Source organism: Thiorhodovibrio litoralis (assembly GCF_033954455.1).
GTDB lineage: Bacteria > Pseudomonadota > Gammaproteobacteria > Chromatiales > Chromatiaceae > Thiorhodovibrio > Thiorhodovibrio litoralis.
Genome location: NZ_CP121473.1, coordinates 1,228,137 through 1,249,314, shown reverse-complemented (window position 1 = coordinate 1,249,314; position 21,178 = coordinate 1,228,137). Strand labels below are relative to the sequence as shown.

At 61.5% G+C, this 21,178-nt stretch carries 19 protein-coding genes and 1 tRNA gene; 7 read left to right on the top strand and 13 right to left on the bottom strand.

Features of this window, described 5'->3' with window-relative positions; genetic code table 11:
• Positions 1-171: 171 nt before the first annotated feature.
• Positions 172-693, bottom strand: coding sequence for an OmpH family outer membrane protein (locus Thiosp_RS05475; RefSeq protein ID WP_207188146.1), 522 nt, complete (start codon positions 691-693; stop codon positions 172-174).
• Positions 694-931: 238 nt separating this feature from the next.
• Between Thiosp_RS05475 and Thiosp_RS05470 the strand changes: the two genes are divergently transcribed.
• The 3 genes from Thiosp_RS05470 to Thiosp_RS05460 all read left to right on the top strand — a co-directional run bounded on the left by Thiosp_RS05470 (position 932) and on the right by Thiosp_RS05460 (position 4,561).
• Complete coding sequence (locus Thiosp_RS05470) at positions 932-1,462, top strand: DUF2058 domain-containing protein (RefSeq protein ID WP_201068915.1); 531 nt, start codon at positions 932-934, stop codon at positions 1,460-1,462.
• A 49-nt stretch (positions 1,463-1,511) separates the two neighbouring features.
• Complete coding sequence (locus tag Thiosp_RS05465) at positions 1,512-3,074, top strand: TatD family hydrolase (RefSeq protein ID WP_323696850.1); 1,563 nt, start codon at positions 1,512-1,514, stop codon at positions 3,072-3,074.
• Between the two features lie 116 nt (positions 3,075-3,190).
• The gene (locus Thiosp_RS05460; RefSeq protein WP_201068916.1) at positions 3,191-4,561 is read left to right on the top strand and encodes an HDOD domain-containing protein; all 1,371 of its coding nucleotides are present in this window, start codon (positions 3,191-3,193) and stop codon (positions 4,559-4,561) included.
• A gap of 19 nt (positions 4,562-4,580) precedes the next feature.
• Here Thiosp_RS05460 and Thiosp_RS05455 read toward each other — a convergent pair whose 3' ends face one another.
• Positions 4,581-6,443: an Hsp70 family protein gene (locus Thiosp_RS05455; RefSeq protein ID WP_201068917.1), complete on the bottom strand. Its 1,863-nt coding sequence runs from the start codon at positions 6,441-6,443 to the stop codon at positions 4,581-4,583.
• On the bottom strand, positions 6,440-7,237 hold the full coding sequence (locus tag Thiosp_RS05450; RefSeq protein ID WP_201068918.1) for a DUF2760 domain-containing protein: 798 nt from the start codon (positions 7,235-7,237) through the stop codon (positions 6,440-6,442). Before Thiosp_RS05450 ends, Thiosp_RS05455 begins: the two co-directional genes overlap by 4 nt.
• Before the next feature lie 232 nt (positions 7,238-7,469).
• Between Thiosp_RS05450 and Thiosp_RS05445 the strand changes: the two genes are divergently transcribed.
• Positions 7,470-7,712, top strand: coding sequence for a DUF2934 domain-containing protein (locus tag Thiosp_RS05445; RefSeq protein ID WP_201068919.1), 243 nt, complete (start codon positions 7,470-7,472; stop codon positions 7,710-7,712).
• A gap of 28 nt (positions 7,713-7,740) precedes the next feature.
• Here the strand turns inward: Thiosp_RS05445 and Thiosp_RS05440 are convergent, their stop codons facing one another.
• Positions 7,741-7,941 (bottom strand): YgaP family membrane protein, encoded by a 201-nt coding sequence (locus Thiosp_RS05440; RefSeq protein ID WP_201068920.1) that lies wholly within the window; start codon positions 7,939-7,941, stop codon positions 7,741-7,743.
• Between the two features lie 303 nt (positions 7,942-8,244).
• Here Thiosp_RS05440 and Thiosp_RS05435 point away from each other — a divergent pair, with 303 nt between their 5' ends.
• Both Thiosp_RS05435 and Thiosp_RS05430 read left to right on the top strand, forming a co-directional pair.
• Positions 8,245-9,879, top strand: a complete 1,635-nt coding sequence (locus Thiosp_RS05435) for a bifunctional aminoglycoside phosphotransferase/ATP-binding protein (RefSeq protein WP_201068921.1) — start codon at positions 8,245-8,247, stop codon at positions 9,877-9,879.
• Between the two features lie 228 nt (positions 9,880-10,107).
• On the top strand, positions 10,108-11,331 hold the full coding sequence (locus tag Thiosp_RS05430) for an OmpP1/FadL family transporter (protein WP_323696849.1): 1,224 nt from the start codon (positions 10,108-10,110) through the stop codon (positions 11,329-11,331).
• Between the two features lie 41 nt (positions 11,332-11,372).
• On the opposite strand, the gene dnaE is transcribed toward Thiosp_RS05430, so the two are convergent.
• From dnaE to Thiosp_RS05415, 3 genes are all read right to left on the bottom strand, one after another.
• On the bottom strand, positions 11,373-15,020 hold the full coding sequence (dnaE, locus tag Thiosp_RS05425; RefSeq protein ID WP_201068923.1) for a DNA polymerase III subunit alpha: 3,648 nt from the start codon (positions 15,018-15,020) through the stop codon (positions 11,373-11,375).
• A gap of 108 nt (positions 15,021-15,128) precedes the next feature.
• Positions 15,129-15,314 (bottom strand): hypothetical protein, encoded by a 186-nt coding sequence (locus tag Thiosp_RS05420; protein ID WP_201068924.1) that lies wholly within the window; start codon positions 15,312-15,314, stop codon positions 15,129-15,131.
• Positions 15,315-15,457: 143 nt separating this feature from the next.
• Positions 15,458-16,123: a Bax inhibitor-1/YccA family protein gene (locus Thiosp_RS05415; RefSeq protein ID WP_201068925.1), complete on the bottom strand. Its 666-nt coding sequence runs from the start codon at positions 16,121-16,123 to the stop codon at positions 15,458-15,460.
• Positions 16,124-16,488: 365 nt separating this feature from the next.
• Here Thiosp_RS05415 and Thiosp_RS05410 point away from each other — a divergent pair.
• Positions 16,489-16,578: transfer RNA gene (locus Thiosp_RS05410), tRNA-Ser, on the top strand.
• Between the two features lie 82 nt (positions 16,579-16,660).
• On the opposite strand, the gene Thiosp_RS05405 is transcribed toward Thiosp_RS05410, so the two are convergent.
• The 6 genes from Thiosp_RS05405 to Thiosp_RS05380 all read right to left on the bottom strand — a co-directional run bounded on the left by Thiosp_RS05405 (position 16,661) and on the right by Thiosp_RS05380 (position 21,176).
• Entirely contained in the window at positions 16,661-16,816 is a 156-nt protein-coding gene (locus Thiosp_RS05405) for a hypothetical protein (RefSeq protein ID WP_201068926.1), read from the bottom strand.
• Complete coding sequence (locus Thiosp_RS05400; protein WP_201068927.1) at positions 16,813-17,214, bottom strand: hypothetical protein; 402 nt, start codon at positions 17,212-17,214, stop codon at positions 16,813-16,815. The genes Thiosp_RS05405 and Thiosp_RS05400 overlap by 4 nt, the downstream gene beginning before the upstream one ends.
• 118 nt (positions 17,215-17,332) lie before the next feature.
• Positions 17,333-17,653: a hypothetical protein gene (locus Thiosp_RS05395; RefSeq protein ID WP_201068928.1), complete on the bottom strand. Its 321-nt coding sequence runs from the start codon at positions 17,651-17,653 to the stop codon at positions 17,333-17,335.
• 100 nt (positions 17,654-17,753) lie between these two features.
• The gene (locus Thiosp_RS05390; RefSeq protein ID WP_201068929.1) at positions 17,754-18,017 is read right to left on the bottom strand and encodes a hypothetical protein; all 264 of its coding nucleotides are present in this window, start codon (positions 18,015-18,017) and stop codon (positions 17,754-17,756) included.
• Positions 18,010-18,411 carry a hypothetical protein gene (locus tag Thiosp_RS05385; protein WP_201068930.1) on the bottom strand — a complete coding sequence of 134 codons (402 nt, stop codon included), beginning with the start codon at positions 18,409-18,411 and terminating at the stop codon, positions 18,010-18,012. The genes Thiosp_RS05390 and Thiosp_RS05385 overlap by 8 nt, the downstream gene beginning before the upstream one ends.
• The gene (locus tag Thiosp_RS05380) at positions 18,408-21,176 is read right to left on the bottom strand and encodes a DUF3987 domain-containing protein (protein ID WP_201068931.1); all 2,769 of its coding nucleotides are present in this window, start codon (positions 21,174-21,176) and stop codon (positions 18,408-18,410) included. The genes Thiosp_RS05385 and Thiosp_RS05380 overlap by 4 nt, the downstream gene beginning before the upstream one ends.
• Positions 21,177-21,178 lie beyond the last annotated feature (2 nt).

The following is a 21,178-nucleotide window of genomic DNA, read 5'->3' as shown; positions in this document are numbered from 1 at the left end:
TTTTCTCCACGTGGTCGGCGACGGCTCGCGCCGGCGCTCTTTAAGGTTTGAATACCGCTAGCAGTATAGCCCAGCGGTGCGCGGTCAGGCGCATGTCAGGTCTCAGGTCAGGGTTGGATGCATCCGGCCGCAACGCCATCGAGCGCGGCGCCCGCCCGATGCGACCATGGGTCATTTTTTCTTGTCCATCAACTCGATGACCTCGTCGGTGAGGTCAGTCTTCGGGTCCAGATACAGAATCCCCTGCTGGCTGGCCTCGAACACCGCAGAGAGCTTTTTCTTTTCGGCGATGGACTTCAAGGCTTCCCCGGCGGGCTCAAGAATCTTTTTGGCCTCCTCCTGCTGCGCCTCCATCAGTTCACGCTGGACGGCCGTGAAGTCCTTCTCGAACGCTTGGATACGCTCGCGCACCTCGGTCTCCTTCTTTTCAACCTGAGCTTCGCTCATCAGCGCCTTGTCGCGTTCCAATCCCTGCTGCAGTTGACGGATCGCCATTTCCTCCTCGGCGAAAGGCTCCGTCTTCGGACCAAAACGCTCCTGCAGCCGCTTCTCTGCATCAACGCCAAGCTGGCTTTCCTTCAGCACCCGTTGCATGTTCACATAGCCCGTATCCGCTGCCTGAGCGGCCCCCAAGCCAAGCAAGGGCAGGCATAGCAGGCATCCAAGGTAAAATGCGGCTTTCTGTCGTGTCATTCGTTCTCTCCCGATAAGGCATGGGCCACCGAAACCGAAGCAGCGTCGATCCGGGGCAAAAAATGGCGAGTTTATACCAATTTGAGCAGGATTTTTTTGCTTTCCGCCATCGCTGGATGAGCCAGCACGGCGCATCGTGCCGCAAACAGGCGCAGACTTTTCTGTTGCCGTGTATCCTTAACAAAATCTCTTCCTGAAACCTGATCGCAGGGTCCCGCACCCTGACCGTGAGGCGAACATGGGCAATTCCTTGCAGGATCAGCTCGTTAGAGCTGGTCTGGCCAGCACCCAGCAGGCCAAGCAGACCAAATCCAAAAAGCGCAAACAGCGCCGCCAGGGCGGCGACACAGAAACCGCCGAACGCCGCGAGGCCGTCGCCCGTGCCGAGGCCGAGAAAGCCGAGCGCGACCGCAAACTCAATCGCCAGCGCGAAGAAGAAGCCCGCCAAAAAGCCGAGCAGAGCGCGCTGCGGGAGATGATTCACCAGCAACGCGTGGCGCGCGCCGACGGCGATTTGGCCTACAATTTTGCCGACGGCTCTGCGCTGAAAAGGCTCTACGTCAACGCCCAGCAGCACGCAGCCATCGTCGCCGGGCAGCTTGCCATCGTGCGCCAGGACAACTTTTACGAACTCATCCCCTCCGACACCGCCGCGCGCGTGAGCGAACGCGACCCCGACCGGATTCTGGTCTGGAATAAGACCAAGGACGCAACGACAGAGGATGACGAATACGCCGAGTATCAGATACCGGATGACCTGATGTGGTAAGCCCCGATGCGGCAAGCCTGGTCTGGTCAGCCTGATCCCGTAAGCACTCATGCGGCTAATCGACACCCACTGCCACCTGGATTTTCCCGAATTCGACCAAGATCGGTCCGACGTCCTGCAACGCGCCTGGGCCCTCGGCGTCAGCGCCATCGTCATTCCCGGCGTAACAGCTGCCAGCTGGCCGCGCGTGCTCGAGCTCTGCGGCCGCGGCGATCACCCGCCACTGCACAAGAATTCCTGCGAGCGCTGCCCGGCGCCTTCATCCGACCAGCTCCCCACCCTGCATCCCGCGCTGGGCCTGCATCCTTGTTTTCTCGCAGACCACCAGGCCACGGACATTGACTGCCTGCGCGCCCAGTTGCAGCAGACACATGTCACCGCCATCGGCGAAATCGGCCTGGACTTCGCGCTCGCCGACACCGACCAGACTGAACAACGCTGGTATTTCGAGCAACAGCTCGCGCTGGCCTCCGAACTCAGACTGCCCGTGCTGCTGCATGTGCGCAAGGCCCATGATGAAGTCATCCAAATGCTGCGCGCCGCCGAAGTGCCCGGCGGCATCGCCCACGCATTCAACGGCAGCCTGCAGCAGGCACAAGCCTACCTGGAGCTTGGCTTCAAACTCGGCTTTGGCGGCATGCTCACCTTCGAGCGCTCACGCAAACTGCGGGCGCTGGCACAAGAGCTGCCAATTGATGCCCTGGTGCTAGAAACAGACGCCCCCGACATGACCGCCGTCTCCCACCAGTATCAGCGCAACAGCCCCGAGTATCTGCCTGAGATCCTCACCACCCTGGCCGACATCCGTCATCAAGACCCCAAGGAAATTGCCGAGGCCACCACAGCCAACGCGAACGCGGTGCTGCGCCTCGAGAAGCATCAGCCACTGCCAATGCGCCAACGCACCGAAATTTTAATCGGCGCCGAAGGCTGCGATCGGCTTGCTGATGCGCGGGTGCTAGTCGTCGGTCTTGGCGGCGTTGGGGGGCATGCGGCGGAGGCGCTTGCGCGGGCTGGGATTGGTCAGTTGACCTTGGTGGATCATGACCGGGTGGATGCGTCCAACCTCAATCGCCAATTGGCTGCGCTGCATTCGACGATCGGTCAGCCCAAGGTGGAGGTGCTTGCCGCCCGACTGCAGGACATCAACCCGAATGGGCGGTTCAGGACGGTGGCGAGATTTTTTGACGCTGAGCACCTGCCTGAGTTTGATATCAATGGGTTTGATGTCGTACTCGATGCCATTGATACCCTAAGCAGCAAGATTGCCTTGCTGGCCGCCTGTCTGGAAGCCGGGGTGCCCGTGTTCAGCAGCATGGGCGCTGGCGGGCGGATGGACCCGAGCGCGATGCAGATCTCCGATCTCATGAACACTCGGCAATGTCCGCTCGCCCGGGCGGTGCGCCAAGGGGTGCGCAAGCGCGGCTTTGGCGAGGGAGTGCAGGCGGTCTGGTCATTGGAGCCGTCGCGCCCACCGCTGCCACCCGGTCCGAGCGGCGACAAGTGGGCGCGAGCTGTCAACGGCACCATCAGTTACATGCCCGCATTGTTCGGACTCACCCTGGCTGGCTGCGCGATTCGCCATTTGCTTGACCAGCGTGGCCTAACCTAACCCCGCGCCGTGCAATACGTGCGCAAGCTGGCACTGCGGCAACCGGTAACGAATCTACGCATTTTGTTGGTGTGCGTTCTATACTCATACCCCATTACCCTGCCTGAGGTCCTGTGATGCCCGGATTCTGGAAAAAAAGCTCGCCAACCAAAAACGACGGCCTATCGCCGGTCCTAAAAGCCGCTGACAAGTCCGGCGCCTTTCCTGAGCTTGCTGAATCCGAGCTCGTCGCGCTCTTTAATGCCGCTGAACTGGTTAAGTTTGACGCTGAAGGCTGGCCTTTCACCGCCGACCAGCTCGGCAGGGACTTGATCATTATCCTCTCCGGACACCTTGAGCTGCGCGCGAACGAAGATCAGAGCCTGCCGTCGGAGACTTTCGAGGCCGGTGACTGGATTTGCGACGGGGATTTTGACGCCCCCGCGGATGAAGAGCACTTCGCAGCCCTGGCGCGCACCTCTGGCACCGCTTTGGTGATTAACCAAAAGACCTTTGCCAGCCTCAATGAGGACCTGCAATCCTATCTGCTGTTGCGCATGAAGCGCATCACGCAGGACCGACTGCAGCAGCAGAGAAAGAACGCGCAAAGGCTCTACGACACACGCGCGCAACTGCTCGGAGCCATGTATCACCTGCGTACCGAGCGTGGTGCGGGCTTTAGCAAGTCACCGATGACGCAAAAGTTGTTCGCCAAGGTGCCGAAGCTACCGATCTCCTCGATGGAGCTTCTCGGCAGGATGCTCGACGATCGCACCACGCGCCAGGAGATCGTCGATATGGTGGCGATGGACTATTCGCTGACCAGCAGCCTGCTGAAGGCGGTGAACTCGCCGATCTATGGCTTTGAAACCAAGATCACCAACCTCAATCACGCCATGCTGCTGCTTGGGCACGATCAGGTTTATCAGATCGTGATGTCCGAGAGCATGCGCCACAGCCTGCCCGACACCCCGGCTTTCGCCGAGATCCATAAGCGCTCAGTGGATATTTCGCGCATCGCATTCGTGGTGGCTCAAGCCCAGCCGCGGGTCAAGCCGGCCGAAATTTCAACCATCGGCCTGCTTGGCGAAATCGGGATGGTCATTGTCGAGCTGCTGAAAAACTACAACTCACAACTCGGCCCGCTGTTCGATCTTGTCGACCCGGCGGAAATGGCCGCCGAACTGTTGCGCACCTGGAAGCTACCGGAAACCTTGTGCAAAACCCTGCAGTATCAGTACTACCCTGAGTTCGCGCGGCCAGAGCGCGTGCCGGAGGACGTTCGACTGCGCGTGGCGTTGTTGTATCTGTCACGGCGCATGTACCAGGTGCTCAAAAGAGCTCCGTACACCGAACCGGGAATTTTCGTCAGCGACTATCTTGAAGTGATCGGTCTGCGCGATCTGAGCGAAAACAAGCTAATTTTTGAGCGCTCCCTGCCGCGTCTGGTCAAGGAGATCGACACCCTGCCGAAATCGCTCGCTTCTCTGGTGAAAGCCGAGCGTTAACACCAAGCAGGGATGGCGGTCAGCGCTCCGCACCGCCGCGGGTATTGAAGGATACCTTCCACTCAGCCGCCTTGCCGGTCAGCGGAATCGCAATCAACTCCAGGTTGCCGACATCGGACACCGATGCCTGCAGCCGCACGGGCACTACCTCGCCCTGCTCGCGATTATCCGCCGGCAGATTGGTCTGAATGTCCTCAAGCTCATCAATCTCATCAGGACTCCACTCCTCCAGCAAATCGCCGGGTTGGTCCTCGCGCCGCACGGTGGAGCCGAAGAAGCGGAAGCGCACCGGCTCGCCAACGATAAGGCCGAACTCCTGCGGCGGCTGCACCGGGTCTGATCCTTCCTCCAGGCCGAAGGGTACCAGGCACAGTGCCTGCAACTCGGGCTCCATGCCTGGAATAGCCGGCCCCGAGCATTCAATACCCACATAGTAGGAATGCGAGGTACCGCCACGAATGCGCACCCCGCCATGGCCGCGCACATGGGCGAAAAAGGCGGCGCCACGGGCGACGGCCAGGTCAAGATCGTGCGACTCAAGCAGGCGCGCGGGTGGCGCATCCTCGCCCGCGAGCCATTGATTCACCACCGACATGACCCTTTCGCGCAGCACCGCCGCATTGAACACGCCGCCATTGAACAACACGGCAGTAGGATGCAGAAAGCTAGCCCAGTGCGCTTGCTCGACAAAGCCTTCGAGATCGCCGGTCGCGCCGGCCTGGCGACTCAGGAAGGCCGCGAGATGGCGGGTGATGCCCGGGTCCTGGGCAAAAGGCAGCCCGACCTTGGTCAGGGCGCCGCGCTCGCGTACCGAGGGACGGGCGGAAATCTCGCAATCAGGAAAAAAACCCTCAATCAGCGTCTGCTCGACCTCCTCGCGCGTGAGCTCCGTGCGGATGCTACCGCCGATGAGCTTGGTGCCGCGGCTTGGCACCACCACCGGCACCTTGTCGAGCTCCGCGTCAGCCAGCAGGGACTCCTTGGCGTGGCGGCAGCCATGGGTCAGCGCCTGCACCTGCCAGCGGTTGAGCTCGATGCCATCAGCCTTAAGCTTCTGCTTGACCAGATGGGCGAGGGTGAGGTCCATGTTGTCGCCGCCGAGCAGAATATGCTCGCCCACGGCCACCCGCGTCAGCTCCAGCGCGCCAGCATCCTCGGTGACTGCGATTAGAGACAGGTCGGTGGTGCCACCGCCGACATCGACCACCAGCAGAATGTCGCCGACCTTAACCTGTTGGCGCCAGTCGCCGCGCGTGTCGTTCACCCAGCTGTAGAGCGCGGCTTGCGGCTCTTCCAGCAACACCAGGTTACTGAGACCAACCGCACTTGCTGCCTCAGCGGTCAGCTCGCGCGCGGCGGGATCGAAGGAAGCAGGCACTGTGACCGTGACTTCCTGTTGCTCCAGCGGGTCATCCGGATGCTGGCCGTTCCAGGCATCGCGCAGGTGCGCCAGATAATGAATGCTGGCATCGAAAGGCGACATGCGCGAAATATCGTCGGCCGGGTCGGGCGCCGACAACGGCGGTGGCAGAATCGCCGCCTTGCGGTCCACATCCGGGTGGCACAGCCAGCTCTTGGCACTGGAGACCAGACGCAGCGGCGTGTTGGTACCCTGCTTGCGCGCCAGAGCACCGGCGATGCGTGCCGGGTCGCTGGGCCAGGGCAGACTCAGGTCCCCCGCCTTGAACTCGTCATGATGCGGTAGATAAATGAAAGACGGCAGAACGGGCAACTCCTCCACCGAGCCCGGCCCCGTCAACTGGGGGATGAGCATCTGATGATGCTCGACCTGCTCGCCGTCGCACTTCGCCGACTCGACATAGGCCAGGGCACAATGAGTCGTGCCCAGATCAATGCCGATCGCAAAACGCGGCTTGCTCACAGCTCCACCTCCGCCGCGGCCAGGATGCGCAAATCATGGCTGCTGGCAATTTTGGGCAGCTGAATCTCCGTCGCCTTCCAGCCGCGATGCACCAGCGCGCCGGTAAAGGGTGGCTCGCCGACGACCTGACCGGTCGGGCGGACTTCGGACGGATTGAATCCCGGCTCCAGGGTGACTTGCGCCCCTTCCGTTTCGGAACGCACCGGCGCGATGTGCAAATATTCATTCAGCACCTTGCCGCAACCCTGGTGCACCACACGCGCCGCCGCGCCGACTTCCTGATCGCTATAGCTGCCGACATCCTCCTGCATGAAATCAATGAAGCGGCCCTCTTTCTGTAGCAGACTGAGCAGCAGCAGGGCCGAGTCAGGCGGTGCTTTCTCAAGCTCCACCGGCTCCAGCTTGACCGGCGCGCGCTCCGCCGGTTTGGCCGCGGCCGCTTGCGCGCTTGCCTGGTCCGCACCTGCCAGTTGCGCAGCGGTTGGGGAAGCAGCCTGCGCCGCCGAGCGGGATGCCGAGGCTGACCCAAGACCGGGCGTAGAGAGCCGATCAGCATGGAGCGCACGCAGCTCCTCTGCGTAGTCCGCATCCGCCAGCGCGTGGGCAAAGGACAGGCTCGCGATCGGCAGTCGCTGCAACACGACCCAGGCCGCCTGAGCGCCGATGCGCCCGTACTTGTAGGCGATGGCGCCGTATTTTTTCGCCAGTGCCTGCACCTGGCTCAGCAGGGGCTGAACCTTTGCCAGCAAGGCGCGGGCGCCTTCCTGATCGGACAAGGACTTGAGTTTTTTCATTCCGTCTTCCTCATCGCAGCGACCACTCTCGTTGGAGCTACCATTGAACCGGCCGCGATAGCGCACCCCGCCGCCCGCGTCTCGGACGCTAGCTGACATGTCAGGTTATAGTAACGCGCACGCCCGTTGGCTTCACTATCTTTACTCCGATACTCGGAGATCGCGTGAAATACTCCGCGACCGGCGCCAATAAGGGGCGAGATTGACTTAGGCCGCCACACAACAGCACGAAATGAGCGCACAACCGTCTTCTGTCATCAGCCCCACCGCAGCCGACCGCCATCGCATGATCGCGGTGGCCGCCTATTTTCTCTCCGAGCGTCGCGGCTTTGCCCCGGGCCAAGCCGAGCGCGATTGGATGCTGGCTGAGCGTGAAATCGATCGCATGCTCAAAGAGCTGCGCCAGCGCGGTCAATCCGTGACCACCCTGCGCGACGTCGATATTCGCAATGCACTGCGCCTGTGGTCGGAGTAGCCTGGCGGACTCCAGCCCACCCTGGGTTTCAGAACGCCGCGCCCGATGGCTTGTTCATTTTCTTGAGAATCAAGGCCAGAGGGCAGAAGCCGGTAAAGGCCGACTGCAGCAAATTCAGCCCGATAAAGGCGGTGAACAGATACCAGTACTCGCTGAACTGCCAGCCCAGCAGTAAGGTCAGCAGAATCATGAATCCGGCAAAGGCAAAGACGATACGATCAATATTCATGGGCAACTCTCTTAAAAACAACAAGACTCAAAACAATAAGACTGGGTCGAAACACCACTGCCAGGCTACCTGCTCGGCAGGCCAGCAAGTGACGCGCGATCATAGTCAAGCTCCGGCGCTGCATCAAGCGGCAGCATGGTCCGAAGCCCTCTTCTGGTCGCTTGCCTTCTGGTCGCTTGCCTTGTGGCCTCTGACTGGCATCAGCAGCGCGCTGTCATGACAGCCAGGCTCCCAGACGGATCGCCGAACCGTTCTCCCGACAAATCTGGGGACGACTCACCGGATCGCTCACCTGATCTTTCCATGGATCACTCACCGGGTCACTCAGCAGACGCGCCCCGTCAGACACTCGCTTCCATCATCGAGGCACTCAAGCAGCCGGACGCCTACCCGCATCCCGTCGGGTCGATCGAGGTCATTGAAACTCACATCTCCTTCGTTCTGCTCGCCGGTGCATACGCCTATAAGCTGAAAAAGCCCGTCAATCTTGGGTTTCTCGATTTCTCCACCCTGGAGCAGCGCCGGCACTTCTGCCATGAGGAAGTCCGCATCAACCGCCGCCTGGCGCCCGGGCTCTATCTGGATGTGGTGCAGATCGGCGAACAGGCCGGTCGCATCCGTCTGCAAACCCATGGCGAGGCGCTGGAATATGCGGTGCGCATGCGCCGCTTTCCGCGCCAGGTGGTGCTGACCGAGACCCCCGTCGACCGCGGCATTATTGATCGTCTGGCGGAGCAGATCGCGGCATTTCATCAGAGCCAGCCCGCCGCCGGCAGCGACAGCCCCTACGGAACTCCAGAAAAAATCCTCAAGCCCATGCTGGCCAACGTTCAGGTTCTGCGCGACGGACCGCTCTGCCCCGACAGCGCAGAGCGCGTCAGCCGAATTGAGCACTGGACCCGTCAGCGCTTTCGCGAGTTCGAGTCGCTGCTCGCCGCGCGCAAGATGGAGGGCTGGATTCGCGAATGCCATGGCGATCTGCATCGCGGCAACATCGCCCTGCTCGACGGCGAGCCGACCATCTTCGATGCGCTGGAGTTCAATCCCGAGTTGCGCTGGATCGATTGCATCAGCGACCTGGCTTTTCTCGCTATGGACCTGCGCGAGATCGGCGAGACCGCACTCGAGCGACGCCTGATCAACACCTACCTGGAACTCACCGGCGACTATGCCGGCCTGCGCCTGCTGGCCTTTTATCAGGTCTATCGCGCCATGGTGCGTGCCAAGGTCAGCGGCATCCGCCTGAGCCAACTTCATCAAGGGCATCCCGACTCCCCGGAAGACGAAGCCCAGGCGCGCGCGCAGCTTGACCACTATCTTTGCCTGGCCGAGGACTACACCAGAGTCCATCAGCCCAGGCTTCTGATCACCCATGGGCTGTCGGGATCAGGCAAAACCTGGCTCGGACATGCGCTGCGCGAGCGTCTGCCACTGATTCAAATCCGCTCCGACATCGAGCGCAAACGCCTGTTCGCGGCCACGCAGAACGAAGCGCGCGCGCCCCAACTTTATGGCGAGCAAGCCTCGCGGCAAACTTATCAGCGCCTGCTCGCGCTCGCCGAGCAGATATTGCTCGCCGGCTGCAGCGTGCTGGTCGATGCCGCCTTTCTGTGCGCCGAGCACCGCCAGTGGTTCCATGCACTGGCTCGCGAGCAGCACTGCGACTTCACCATTCTGGCGCTCAAGGCGCCGCCGGATGTCCTTAAAGCAAGAGTGCTCTCACGACTCAGCCGCGGTGACGACGCCTCAGATGCCGATACGGTCATTCTCGCACGCCAGCAGGAAAAACATGATCCGCTAAGCCGCGAGGAAGACCACACCGCCATTCACTTAGAGACAGAATCTCCCGCCCAGATCGCCGCCTTCCTGCAACGCATGACACGTGAGTCCCATGAGGAAGCGCCCACGAACCCGCCTTTAGCGGAGAGAACAGATTAAGCACTCTTGGTGAAACCCTCTGGGCACCCGCAACAAATTCCCTTATATTTTACAGGTTCATGACGGGCCTTGATGCACTGAGTCGCGGGCCTTTCTCTCACTTTACCAGGGGGCACCGCCTTGAAACCCATTACCCGAAAACACCGCCTTGTTCTCGCCTGCGGTCTGACTATGGCTGTTGGCTTCAGTCTGGCCACGATAGATTCAGTCCAGGCATCAGGATTCGCGGTGCCGGAGATTTCCGTGGCCGGCCTCGGTTCCGCTAACGCCATGGTTGCTAATCCGGAAGATCCCGGTGCTTTTGCTTTTAATCCGGCTGCCATGGGCTTTCATGACCAAAGCTCCATTGCCGCCGGCAGTCTGTTCATCGGGCCGAATTTTTCGGTGCGCACAGCCACCGGCAGTCACGACAGTCAGGGTGCTGACTGGCTGGCCGCACCCATGATGCAGGCTGCGATTAAGCTGAATGATCAATGGTGGGCTGGTCTTGGCATCACCGCTCCCTTTGGTCTCGAGACCCGCTGGCCCACTGGCACTTTTCCGGCCCTGACCGGAACGACCACCCTGCCAACAGGTGCCGAGGTGCCCATCAGCCCCCAGCCCACCCAAAGCAAACTCGAGACAATCGATTTTTCACCCACGCTCACCTATAAAGTCAGCGATCAGCTCAGCCTCTCAGCAGGCGCCGATCTTTACTGGCTCAAGTCGGCCACGCTCAATTCCTCGCTCACGGATCTCAGCGGTGACGGCACCGGCTGGGGATTCAACTTAAGCGCGCTCTATAAGCAGGAACGCTGGAGCCTGGGGGCGAATTTCCATTCGGCCGCCACCGTGCAGGTCACCGGCAGTTATCGCCCACTGAATGACACATTGGCGGCTCTTTACGCACAAACCGGCGGACTCAGCGGACTGCCGCCGGCGCAAAGTGCCGAGCTCGATTTGAATCTACCTTGGCGCCTGCAACTTGGAGCGCGCTACAAGCTGACGCCAAAACTAGCGATCGAATTCGACTGGACACGCATGGGCTGGAGCGAGTTCAATCGCATTACAGTTGAAAGTCGCACCAGCGGTCAGACGCTGCTTGAAGACCAGAACCAATGGGAAGACTCGAATGCCTATCGTCTTGGCCTGACCTATCAACTGACGCCGGCGACTCTGCTGCGCTTCGGCTATGCCTACGACGAAAATGCTCAGCCTGACGATTACTTCAGTGCCCGGGTGCCCGATAATAATCGTCAGTTGATTAGCCTTGGTGTCGGCCACCAACTCAGCGACGGCTGGCGTATCGATGCTGGTTACATGCTAGTCATGTTTGAAAACCGCGATGTCGACGGGGTACGTCCTTACAATCCACTCACCGACCCCGGCGATGTCAACGGCACCACCGCCATTGCTGGCAGGTATGAAGCTCAAGCTCATATAATTGGCCTTGAAGTCACCAAGACCTTCTAAATCGATCTGGTCTGATTCGGTCTGGGCCTAATCAAGCCAGGTCAAGCCAGATTAGCTGGCTCTGGTTCAAGTTCCGGCGCGAATTCCGCCCCGATGTATGGCTCAGGCTCGTCCTCGAGCCGTCCTGCTTCCACCAGGTTAAGCGTCGGCGCGAGGCGCAGCTCGCGTTGGTAGACGATCTCGACTGCCTTGCTGCCAAGCAGCTGTCGCAAGCGCTTGATGAGATTGTCGCTGGGGGCCACCCGCCAATCCTCGCCCAGATTCAGCTCGCCGCTGGCGCCAGGGCGGTGATAGCGGATGCGCGCGCCGAGTCCGCTGCCGCGAAACTGCTGCAGGATGTCGATCATGCTGTTGACCAGGGCGCTGCCCTGGCGATGCCGCTCCGGGTCGGCCAGATCGACACTGACCAGCAGGTGGTCGGCCAGCTCCGCGCGGGCTTCGGCCAGTGGGCGCACGGCACTGGCCCGCAGCGACCAGCTGTCGCGGAAGTGGTCGAACGCCACCTGCCCTGACACCACCAGGATGCTGTCGGGGACCAACAACTCGCGCACCTGCTCGTAGAGCTCCGAGAACGCTGTCGCCTCGATGCGCCCGGTGCGGTCATCGAGAGTAAAACTGGCCATGCGCCCGCGCTGAGTCTTGTTGGTGCGCACGGCCACCACCAGGCCAACCACGGTGCGCGGCTCACCGCGCCCGCCGCCCTCGTCGCCAAAGCCAAGCCCCTGCCCGCTTTCGACCAAGCCGGCAATGCGCCGCGAGACCATGGCGTTGAGCTCGGACTCATAGGCGTCGATCGGGTGGCCGGTCAGATACAGGCCCAGGGTTTCCTTCTCGCCAAGCAGGCGCTCGTCTTCGTCCCATTCCGGCCACTCGTCGGCGGCAATCTGCGGGTCGGGACCGGCGTCGGCCTCGTCGCCGCCTCCGCCCATCCCGAACAGATCATTCTGGCCGCTGCTGGCGCTGGCGTGCGACTGCTCGGCCAGCTTGAGCGCAACCGGCAGCTGATTTAACAGAGTCGCGCGGTTCTTGCCGATGCGGTCGAGCGCACCAGCGCGAATCAGCGCCTCGATCACCCGGCGATTGACGCGACGCAGGTCAATGCGACGACAGAAGTCCCACAGATCACTGAAGGACCGGCCACCGCGCACCGCGAGAATGTTCTCGATGGCGGACTCACCGACGCCCTTGATGGCGCCAAGACCGTAGATGACGCGCGCATCGCCTGCGGTGGTGAAGCGCCAGTCCGACCCATTGATGCAGGGCGGATCGACGGCCAGCTTCATCGCGCGGCATTCGTCGATGAGCGTGACCACCTTGTCGGTGTTGTCCATGTCCGCCGAGAGCACCGCGGCCATGAAAGCCGCCGGATAATGCGCCTTGAGCCACAGGGTCTGATAGGACACCAGCGCATAGGCGGCGGAGTGGCTCTTGTTGAAGCCATAGCCGGCGAATTTCTCCATCAGGTCGAAAATGTGCGTGGCGACGCCGGCATCCACACCGCGCTCGGCGGCGCCCTGCTCGAAGATGGCGCGCTGCTTGTCCATCTCCTCGACTTTCTTCTTGCCCATGGCCCGGCGCAGCAGGTCGGCGCCGCCGAGCGAATAGCCGGCGAGCACCTGGGCGATCTGCATCACCTGCTCCTGATACAGGATGACGCCATAGGTGGGCTTGAGGATGGGCTCGAGGTCCGGGTGCGGATAGGCCACCGCAGCGCGGCCGTGCTTGCGGTCGATGAAGTCATCCACCATGCCGGACTGCAGCGGACCGGGACGGAACAGGGCCACCAGGGCGGTAATGTCGCCGAAGCTGTCGGGCTGGAGCTTTTTTATCAGCTCCTTCATGCCGCGCGACTCGAGCTGAAACACGGCGGTGGTAGCGCAGCGCTTGAGCAGCGTGAAGGCATCTGCGTCCTGCGGGTCGATGCGCTCGATCTCGAGTGGTGCCTCGCCCTGCTCGGCGCGCTGGGTATTCACTGTCTTAAGCGCCCAGTCGATGATGGTCAGGGTGCGCAGGCCGAGGAAGTCGAACTTCACCAGACCAGCCTGCTCGACATCATCCTTGTCGAACTGGGTGACCAGATTCACACCACCCGGCTCGCAGTAGAGCGGTGCGAAATCGGTCAGCTTGGTCGGCGCGATGACCACCCCGCCGGCATGCTTGCCGGCATTGCGCGCCAGCCCCTCAAGCTTGCGCGCCATGTCGATGATGGCGGTCACGGCCTCATCCTCGGCATAGGCCGCTTTTAGCTCCTCGCTCTCGACCAGGGCCTTGTCGAGTGTCATCTTCAGCTCGAAGGGCACCATTTTGGCGATCTTGTCGACAAAACCATAGGATTGCCCCAGCACCCGCCCGACATCGCGGACCACCGCCTTGGCGGCCATGGTGCCAAAGGTGATGATCTGCGAGACCGCCTCACGGCCATATTTGTCGGCGACATAGTCGATGACTTCGTCGCGGCGCTCCATGCAGAAGTCGACATCGAAGTCGGGCATGGACACGCGCTCCGGGTTCAGAAAACGCTCGAACAGCAGATCATGCTCGATGGGGTCAAGATCAGTGATCTTGAGCGCGTAGGCCACCAGCGAGCCCGCGCCCGAGCCTCGCCCAGGCCCAACCGGAATACCTTGGTCCTTGGTCCACTGGATAAAGTCGGCGACGATGAGGAAGTAGCCAGGAAAGCCCATGTCGCAGATGACCTTGAGCTCAGTCTGCAAACGCTCGTCATAGACCCGACGGCGCTCGGCGAAGTCCGGCGCATTCACATCAAAGGTGCGCGCGAGACGCCAGTCGAGCCCTTCTCGGGAGGCCTCGGCGATGAACTCATCGACCGTGCGCCCCTCGGGCACCGGTGAGTCGGGCAAATAGCTCTTGCCCAGCTCCAGTTCCAGATTGCAGCGCTTAGCGATCTCGAGTGAATTCTCCAGCGCCTCCGGCAAATCGGCGAACAGCTCAGCCATCTCCGCCGGCGTGCGCAGATATTGCTCCGGGCTGTAATGCCGCGACCGGCGTGGGTCCTCGAGCGTCACGCCCTCATGGATGCACACGCGCACCTCGTGGGCATCGAAGTCATCGGCCGCCAGAAAGCGCACGTCATTGGTTGCCACCACGGGCACCAAATGCGCGGCAGCCAGATCGACCGCGGCCTCGATATACAGATCCTCGTCCTGGCGACCGGTGCGAATCAGCTCCAGATAGAAACGCCCGTCGAACAGCTCGAGCCAGTGCGCAAGCAGACGCTCGGCCTCATCACGATGACCGCGCACCAGCGCCTTGCCGATATCGCCTGCGCGCCCCGCGGAAAGCGCGATCAGCCCCTGGGCACCTTCGCGCAGCCAGTCTTTGTTGATACGGGGAAAATTCGCATCCTGACGCTCGACATAAGCGCGGGAAATCAGTCGGGTCAGATTGCGGTAGCCGGTCAGGTCCTGCACCAGCAACACCAGCCGATGCGGATTGGCGGGGTCAGCCGGGTCTTCGAGCAAAAACTCGCCACCGACAATGGGCTTGACCCCGGCCGCCATGGCCGCCTTGTAAAAGCGCACCAGGCAAAACAAATTGGTGACATCCGTCACCGCCACTGCCGGCATACCACCCCCGGCCGCGGCTGCCACCAGCGCCTTAGGACGGATCAAACCATCGACCAGGGAAAATTCCGAATGCAAATGCAGATGGACGAAGGGCTGTTCCACAATCCAGCGCCTGATACGCGAAAAGTTTTAGCGAAGAAAATCAGCGATGGGACAAGTGCATGCCGGCGACCTCAGCCGTTCGGCACTGCATCGGCTGCGCGCAAGCAATCAGCGCACCATCAACACCAGCACCACTACCAGCCCGGCCACGCCGGCCAAGGGCAGCACCACCGCCGCCCAATCGCCCTTCTGCGCCTTGGGGCCATTTTCTTGCCAAGACTTGTAAGCGGGCCACATCCGAAACAGCAGCAGCACCATGACCACTGCCAAAACAATTTTCAGGAAAAGATCCATGCTGCCTGCCTCCAGAAAAAACCCCGGACGAGTCCGGGGTTTTGGCCTTCGAGATCAAAAACCAGCCATCACTTCCAGATGACGGCGACCATGAACAGGGGAAGCCGCGCAGCGGCGGCCCGTCCTGTCAGGCCTGTTCAACCTCACTCATCGCCCATTACGCCGAGAATCTGCAACAGGCTGATAAAGATATTGAAGATCGACAGGTAAATGCCGTAGGTGGCCATGATGTAGTTGGTCTCCTCACCCCGCGCGATACGACTGGTATCAAACAGAATGAAGGCACTCATCAGCAGGATGATCGCGCCTGAGATTGCCAGCGACAGCGCCGGCATGTTCAGGAACAGATTCGCGACGATGGCGACCAACAACACCATCATGCCAGCGAAGACAAAGCCGCCTAGAAAGCTGAAATCCCGCTTGCTGGTCAGCGCGTAGCCAGACAGGCCAAGGAAGATCAGCGCTGTGCCGCCGAAAGCGGTCGCGATGATGCTGGGACCATTCGGCAGCGCCATGTACATGCTCAATATCGACCCGAGGCCGAACCCGAGCATGCCGGTAATCAGGAAAATCACGCCGATACCGCTGGCAGACTGCGCCGCGCGCGGCAGCACAAACATACCTAGCAGCATGGCGCCGATCACCGACACCATATAGACCCAGGGCGGCATCGCCAGCGCCATGGAGATCATGGCCATGACCGCGCTGAAGCCGAGGGTAGCGGAAAGCAGCAAGTAAGTATTTTTCAGTACCTTGTTCGCTGCGACGGCGCTCGAAGCACCTTGAGTCATCGTGTAATCATTCGCCATGGTGTCTCACCACTCCAATGTTGATAAAGCCAAAGTTGACAGTGACTTTGTAGAAATTTGGGTCCGACATCGGCGGACATCAACGCCTTCCGACCCTGCCGCCGTGCCCTTGGTTCCGCCAAGGATAACTCAAGCAGCCACGAGATCAAGCACTCAATCCCCCGAGCAAAGCGCATAAAGGGATGGTCATGACCAGTGCTGATGCGTTATCCTTGCACGCCGTTCAACAGCCAGCACAACGCACATCCGGGCCGCGCGGACATTCCAGACACCCCGTCTCTTGCAGACCGTCTGAAAGCAGACAATCCGTCTGCAAAGTCCAGCCTAATGCCCCGCCCCAGCGTTCCGCGCCAACCAGCACCCTCGGAGAGGTGGCAGAGCGGTTGAATGCACCGGTCTTGAAAACCGGCGACGGTTAATCCCGTCCGTGGGTTCGAATCCCACCCTCTCCGCCATTCATGTTTTCAATATCCTGTTTTTTCTCGCCTTTCTCTTTGACTATCTCCGCCGGTATACAAACGGGTATACAAACGCGCATCAGTACCGGGTCTTTTTCGGTGGTGCTGGCATGTCGAAGTCAGTCGGCAAGTCGAAGTCAGCCGGTAAGTCGAAGTCAGTCGGCAGATCGAAGTCGACAGCGGTGTCGGTGGTTGCTGCTGCCGCGCGCATCGGCTCGAGCTGTTTTCGGCTCATTCTCCGCTCGCTGCTCTGGTCGGGAGGTTGCTGCTCCGCTGGCCACCCGATACCGCGCGACCGACGCCGGCCAGCCTGACCATCTCAATGCAAGCTCTGAGTCGGATAGTCGGGTTGTGCCGGTATTCGACCAGTAGCTCGAGCTGGTCAAGCGCGCGCTCGGACAAGTCTAGAACGCGACTCCCGATAACCGCTCGCGCCTCGGACAAGATGCCGTCGACAGCCGCCTGCCACGCCGGGAGCTTTCTCCATCTGCTGACCGTCTCCGGCCTGACGTTAAGCTCTCCGGCAATATCCACGCCTGACCAGCCAGCCGCCGCAAGCTCTGCGCCGCGTCGTTGCTGGTCTGTGAGTCCGTCTTCAATACCGACCGGGTCGGTGCTGTCGCTCTTTGCCATGTCAAACATCCTCAAGAAACAACCAAGTTTTTTTTTCCTGTCACTAGCCAGACACCGCGCCTCGAACAACCCGTGGTGCATCAAGCTCCAGAGGGACCCACAGTTAGTGTAAGCCCCGCTAGACCGCCTCCGCCTGGAGGATGGCCGCCGCCGCTTCTGCTCTGACAACCGACTCATGGCGCTCTTTTGCCGCGAGTCCTGGAAACTCTTCACTGGTTAGCTCGGGTGCCGCGAGTCGCATCGCCGCTTTGTCGAGCGCGGGGTCGAGCTGTAGGAGCTGCTGAATAATTACCTCGGTGGTGGCGGGAGCTTTCGCGCTCGGGTCTCCGACCAGATACCGCGCCAGCCAGGACCGCGCTTTTTCATCGCCAGCCAGCGCATCGTCTCGCGCCTTCTCGCAGATGCGACGCCACTGGTCGAGGTCGACCACGCTCATCATGGTTGATAGGTAGCCGGCCTCGGTCTGCCGCTTCGGTCTGCCAGGTCCGCCGGGATGTCCGACCGTGAACCGGCCTTGTGTGTCGCGCCTGACTGCCATTTCACCTCCCATCTAAACCGCTGATGCGCGCACCATTCAGCCGCGCGAGTATCTCCGGGAGGTCGCCGGGACCGTCTCCCACAAAAGCGATATATCCATCATCGGGTGGTGTCGCACAGACAATGAACAGCGCGCTTGTGGTGGTGATAGCTGAGACATGACCATCTGCTCTTGCGCGAGCTTTGCGCAGTGCATCCGCTACGCCATGTCTTTCAGCCTCCCGCATAACGTCGTTGTCGCTATTGAGCGCGCGGATATTAGACATGGTCAGCCTCCCGCACCTCGAGCACCCGCGCTGCGCCGAATTGAGCGACCGCCGCGCGCTGTGCCTGGGTGATGTCACATCCGGGAGCAAGCAGCGTGCACCAGCGCGCCGGCTCATCATCCATTGCCACCAGCACCCGATAGACCCTCATCAGTGACCGCGCCTGCTGCTCCGCCTCGGGTCGCCGGAGTCCAACATCAAATTCCATGATGGCCGCGCGTTCCACCACGGCCTCGGTGATGTCCGCCTGCTCTGCTGCCGTGAGCGGTGGCGGGTCAATTTTCGGCTCTGGTGGTCTTGCGACTGCTATTGTTGCGACTGTTGCGACCGTTGGCGCTGATGTTGGCGCTGTACCTCGGAGTGCGCCGGGTCGCATAAGAGCGGATAACTTCATGCTGCGAGCACCTCCGGCCTCACCTGCAAGAGCTTTTTCTTGCCGTCGACGCGCTCGCGCACCCGACCATGCTCTGCCAGGGTCAGGATCGCATCTGTGAGCTTGTCTCCGCGTCTCAGTGCCGCCGGTGTCACAAGCTGCTGCACTTCCTTGCGCTTGACCGTATCGACTCCATGCGCACGACAGTGACCCACAAGCCACTGCTCGAGCTGCGCTGCTGCCAGGGTTGCGGGTGGAACCGCAAGCTCTCCGAAAAACCTCCGCGCCTCGGACAAATGCCAGGTCACAATGCGGACCGCGCGCTCCATGATGTCGACGCCGATAGGGTCAGCCAGGTTATGCTCGAAGACGTGAAACAGCGCCGCAAGTCTGGCCGCGTTATCAGCCACCTTCGCCGCCACGTCGCGCACCTCGTGAAGCTCTCCGGCGGGTGCAAGCTCCGCCTCGATGGCATCATGGAACTGCACCCACAACGCCTTTGCATCGGGTGCCAGCGTGAGCAGATGCGGTGATAGCCTGCCGTCTTCATCCGGTACGACGGGACTCTCGAGGATGCCTGACAGCCGGGAGTTGAACCGCGCCAGCGCCGGCCAGTGCTCCGGCGGATCGGTGAATGGCCGCATGCCTTGCGTCGACTTCGGCCAGCAAACGAGAAAGCGCGCAAGAAACCCTGACCCACGCGCCAGCGCGCCGGCTCGGTCGAAGTATTCGCGCAAGGTCTGCTCTTGTACCATCAGACCCACGGTGAAGCGCGCACCCTTGACGGTGAAGCTCTCCGTTGTCCGCCGCCCGATGTCGAGACAGCCGCCGTCCCACAAGATATTCAACAGCGCCAGGTTGCGCATGACGCTGTCTTTGCCCATGCCATGCGCGCCGAAGATGACGCCGGCCTCGGATGACAGGACGCCAGCCGACGGCCATTGCTTCGCCAACGACCACGCCAGCGCCTCGGGTGTATCGTCTCCGCGTAGCAGACGCGGAACGCGCGGCTCCGCCGGCTTGCTGTGCTCGAGGTCTTGCAGTGCGAGTCCATACTCTTTCACCTTTTCGGACTTGCCGGCCTTTCGCGACTGCCGAATACCAGTCAAGAGTCCATCGCACTCCGCCTGCCATTTCTTCATTGCCGCGCGGTAGTCTTCAAGCTCCGACTTCATCGCCTCGTGCTGTTTCGCCTCATATTCGCGAATGGCCGCTGTGAAAAACCCGTCGACGGTGCTCTTGCGCTCGCCTGAGTCCGCAATGGCCAGCATGAACAAGCTGCTCGGACCCTTGAGCTTCTCCGCGCGCGCGACATCGACATGCCCTTGTGTTGCCACTGACAGCACCGATAGCGCGCTGGTGGCGACCAGCGGGAGCGGTGCCTTGACGAAGCCCTGCACCTCCGCGACAGCGGCTCTCACGCGCTCTGGTAGCGCGTCGAGCGGGTAAGGCTCCGGCTCGGTGATGTTGTGGAGCGACTCGAGGTCTGGCCACGGGTCAATGCCGAGATGCTCTTTCAGGTCGAATATGCCGCGCTCTGCGCAGTGTGAGTGCTGGCACTTGTACGCCGCGCCTGCATAACCGCCGGTATGCGCCGGGAAATAGGTGCTCGAGGTCGGTGTCGACGGTGTTGTGTGCTCCGACTCCCACGGACAGCGAATGTGCCACCCGCCGTCGCGTCGACGCTGTAAGAGCAAACCCTTGTCCGTGAGCGCCTGGACAACCGGGTCGGTGTCAGCCGGCCGCGCGGTGTCGGTCTGCTCGGTGGCCTGGTGCTGCACCTGCTGCTGCTGGCGCTGCTGGCCGAATGCCGCGCGCACCTGCTCCGCCTGGTAGGGTTGCCGCTCATCTGTCCAGACCACGCGCACCAGATGCCGATGGTCAGGGTTTTTGCAGTGATAGAAGCCAGGGAGTCGCATGACGCGCGGGAGGTCGTTCGGTGCCGGGTCAGATCCGAGTCGACCGCTGATGGCCTGCTGCATCGGCTTGAAGTGCAGGAGGTCGAGTCCGTCGACTGTCCAGTAGGTATGTGTCTTGCCGGGACTGGACTCCACCAGCATGACCGGTGCGAGCGGATAGTCAGCAAGCGCGGGTGCTGGCGCTGTCTTCGGTGGATCGTAGTCCGCGAAGCATGCGCGCACCCTGACCACGTCACCCGCGCGCCGGGTCTGGCCTCGGGTCTCATTGACCGTGACGAATACACCCGCGCCAGCCTGGTTTAGCCGCTCGAGCTGTGACCAGACGGACTCGAGGTCTCCGACGATGGTCTGCGCCAGATGGCCGCGCTTTGCCTCGGTATCGTCGAAGGTCTGGAACGTGAAGCTCTCCGCCTCGCTGTCGAGGATGGCCAGATACCGCTCCGCCTCCGCGCGCCGGGTGGTCAGGTCGACGCCGGCTTGCTCATCATCCTGGTGGTCGACAGCGCTGTCGTTCTGGTTGTCGACAACGACATCATCCTGGTGGTCAACCGGGAGCGCCTGGAGCGCATGCCACTGCTCGCGCGACAATTTCTTGCCATGCTTGCCGCGCCGTGCGTTTGAGAAGTCGCCAGGGTCGAGCTTGATGCCGCGCTTGCGTACCTCCGATACGATACCGGCCTGAGTCCATCCGCCGGCTGTGAGTGCATCAAACCGCGCCTGTATCTGCTGCGGCTCGGGTGGCTGGAATACCTCGGGAGCTGCCAGGGAAAACGGCTCCGGGTCGGTGGTGGTGGTAGAATTGAGCGCGCAATAACCTATTGAGCCGTGAGCGGTGCCAGCCGCCACGGCTTTGTTGTCTGTAAGCATTG

What these genes read in the sequence shown, in the direction of transcription:
- Thiosp_RS05475 (WP_207188146.1), bottom strand. Translation starts at nt 693, where the DNA reads ATGACACGACAGAAAGCCGCATTTTACCTTGGATGCCTGCTATGCCTG.
- Thiosp_RS05470 (WP_201068915.1), top strand. Translation starts at nt 932, where the DNA reads ATGGGCAATTCCTTGCAGGATCAGCTCGTTAGAGCTGGTCTGGCCAGC.
- Thiosp_RS05465 (WP_323696850.1), top strand. Translation starts at nt 1,512, where the DNA reads ATGCGGCTAATCGACACCCACTGCCACCTGGATTTTCCCGAATTCGAC.
- Thiosp_RS05460 (WP_201068916.1), top strand. Translation starts at nt 3,191, where the DNA reads ATGCCCGGATTCTGGAAAAAAAGCTCGCCAACCAAAAACGACGGCCTA.
- Thiosp_RS05450 (WP_201068918.1), bottom strand. Translation starts at nt 7,237, where the DNA reads ATGAAAAAACTCAAGTCCTTGTCCGATCAGGAAGGCGCCCGCGCCTTG.
- Thiosp_RS05445 (WP_201068919.1), top strand. Translation starts at nt 7,470, where the DNA reads ATGAGCGCACAACCGTCTTCTGTCATCAGCCCCACCGCAGCCGACCGC.
- Thiosp_RS05440 (WP_201068920.1), bottom strand. Translation starts at nt 7,941, where the DNA reads ATGAATATTGATCGTATCGTCTTTGCCTTTGCCGGATTCATGATTCTG.
- Thiosp_RS05435 (WP_201068921.1), top strand. Translation starts at nt 8,245, where the DNA reads ATGGATCACTCACCGGGTCACTCAGCAGACGCGCCCCGTCAGACACTC.
- Thiosp_RS05420 (WP_201068924.1), bottom strand. Translation starts at nt 15,314, where the DNA reads ATGGATCTTTTCCTGAAAATTGTTTTGGCAGTGGTCATGGTGCTGCTG.
- Thiosp_RS05415 (WP_201068925.1), bottom strand. Translation starts at nt 16,123, where the DNA reads ATGGCGAATGATTACACGATGACTCAAGGTGCTTCGAGCGCCGTCGCA.
- Thiosp_RS05405 (WP_201068926.1), bottom strand. Translation starts at nt 16,816, where the DNA reads ATGAGCCGAAAACAGCTCGAGCCGATGCGCGCGGCAGCAGCAACCACC.
- Thiosp_RS05400 (WP_201068927.1), bottom strand. Translation starts at nt 17,214, where the DNA reads ATGGCAAAGAGCGACAGCACCGACCCGGTCGGTATTGAAGACGGACTC.
- Thiosp_RS05395 (WP_201068928.1), bottom strand. Translation starts at nt 17,653, where the DNA reads ATGATGAGCGTGGTCGACCTCGACCAGTGGCGTCGCATCTGCGAGAAG.
- Thiosp_RS05390 (WP_201068929.1), bottom strand. Translation starts at nt 18,017, where the DNA reads ATGTCTAATATCCGCGCGCTCAATAGCGACAACGACGTTATGCGGGAG.
- Thiosp_RS05385 (WP_201068930.1), bottom strand. Translation starts at nt 18,411, where the DNA reads ATGAAGTTATCCGCTCTTATGCGACCCGGCGCACTCCGAGGTACAGCG.
- Thiosp_RS05380 (WP_201068931.1), bottom strand. Translation starts at nt 21,176, where the DNA reads ATGCTTACAGACAACAAAGCCGTGGCGGCTGGCACCGCTCACGGCTCA.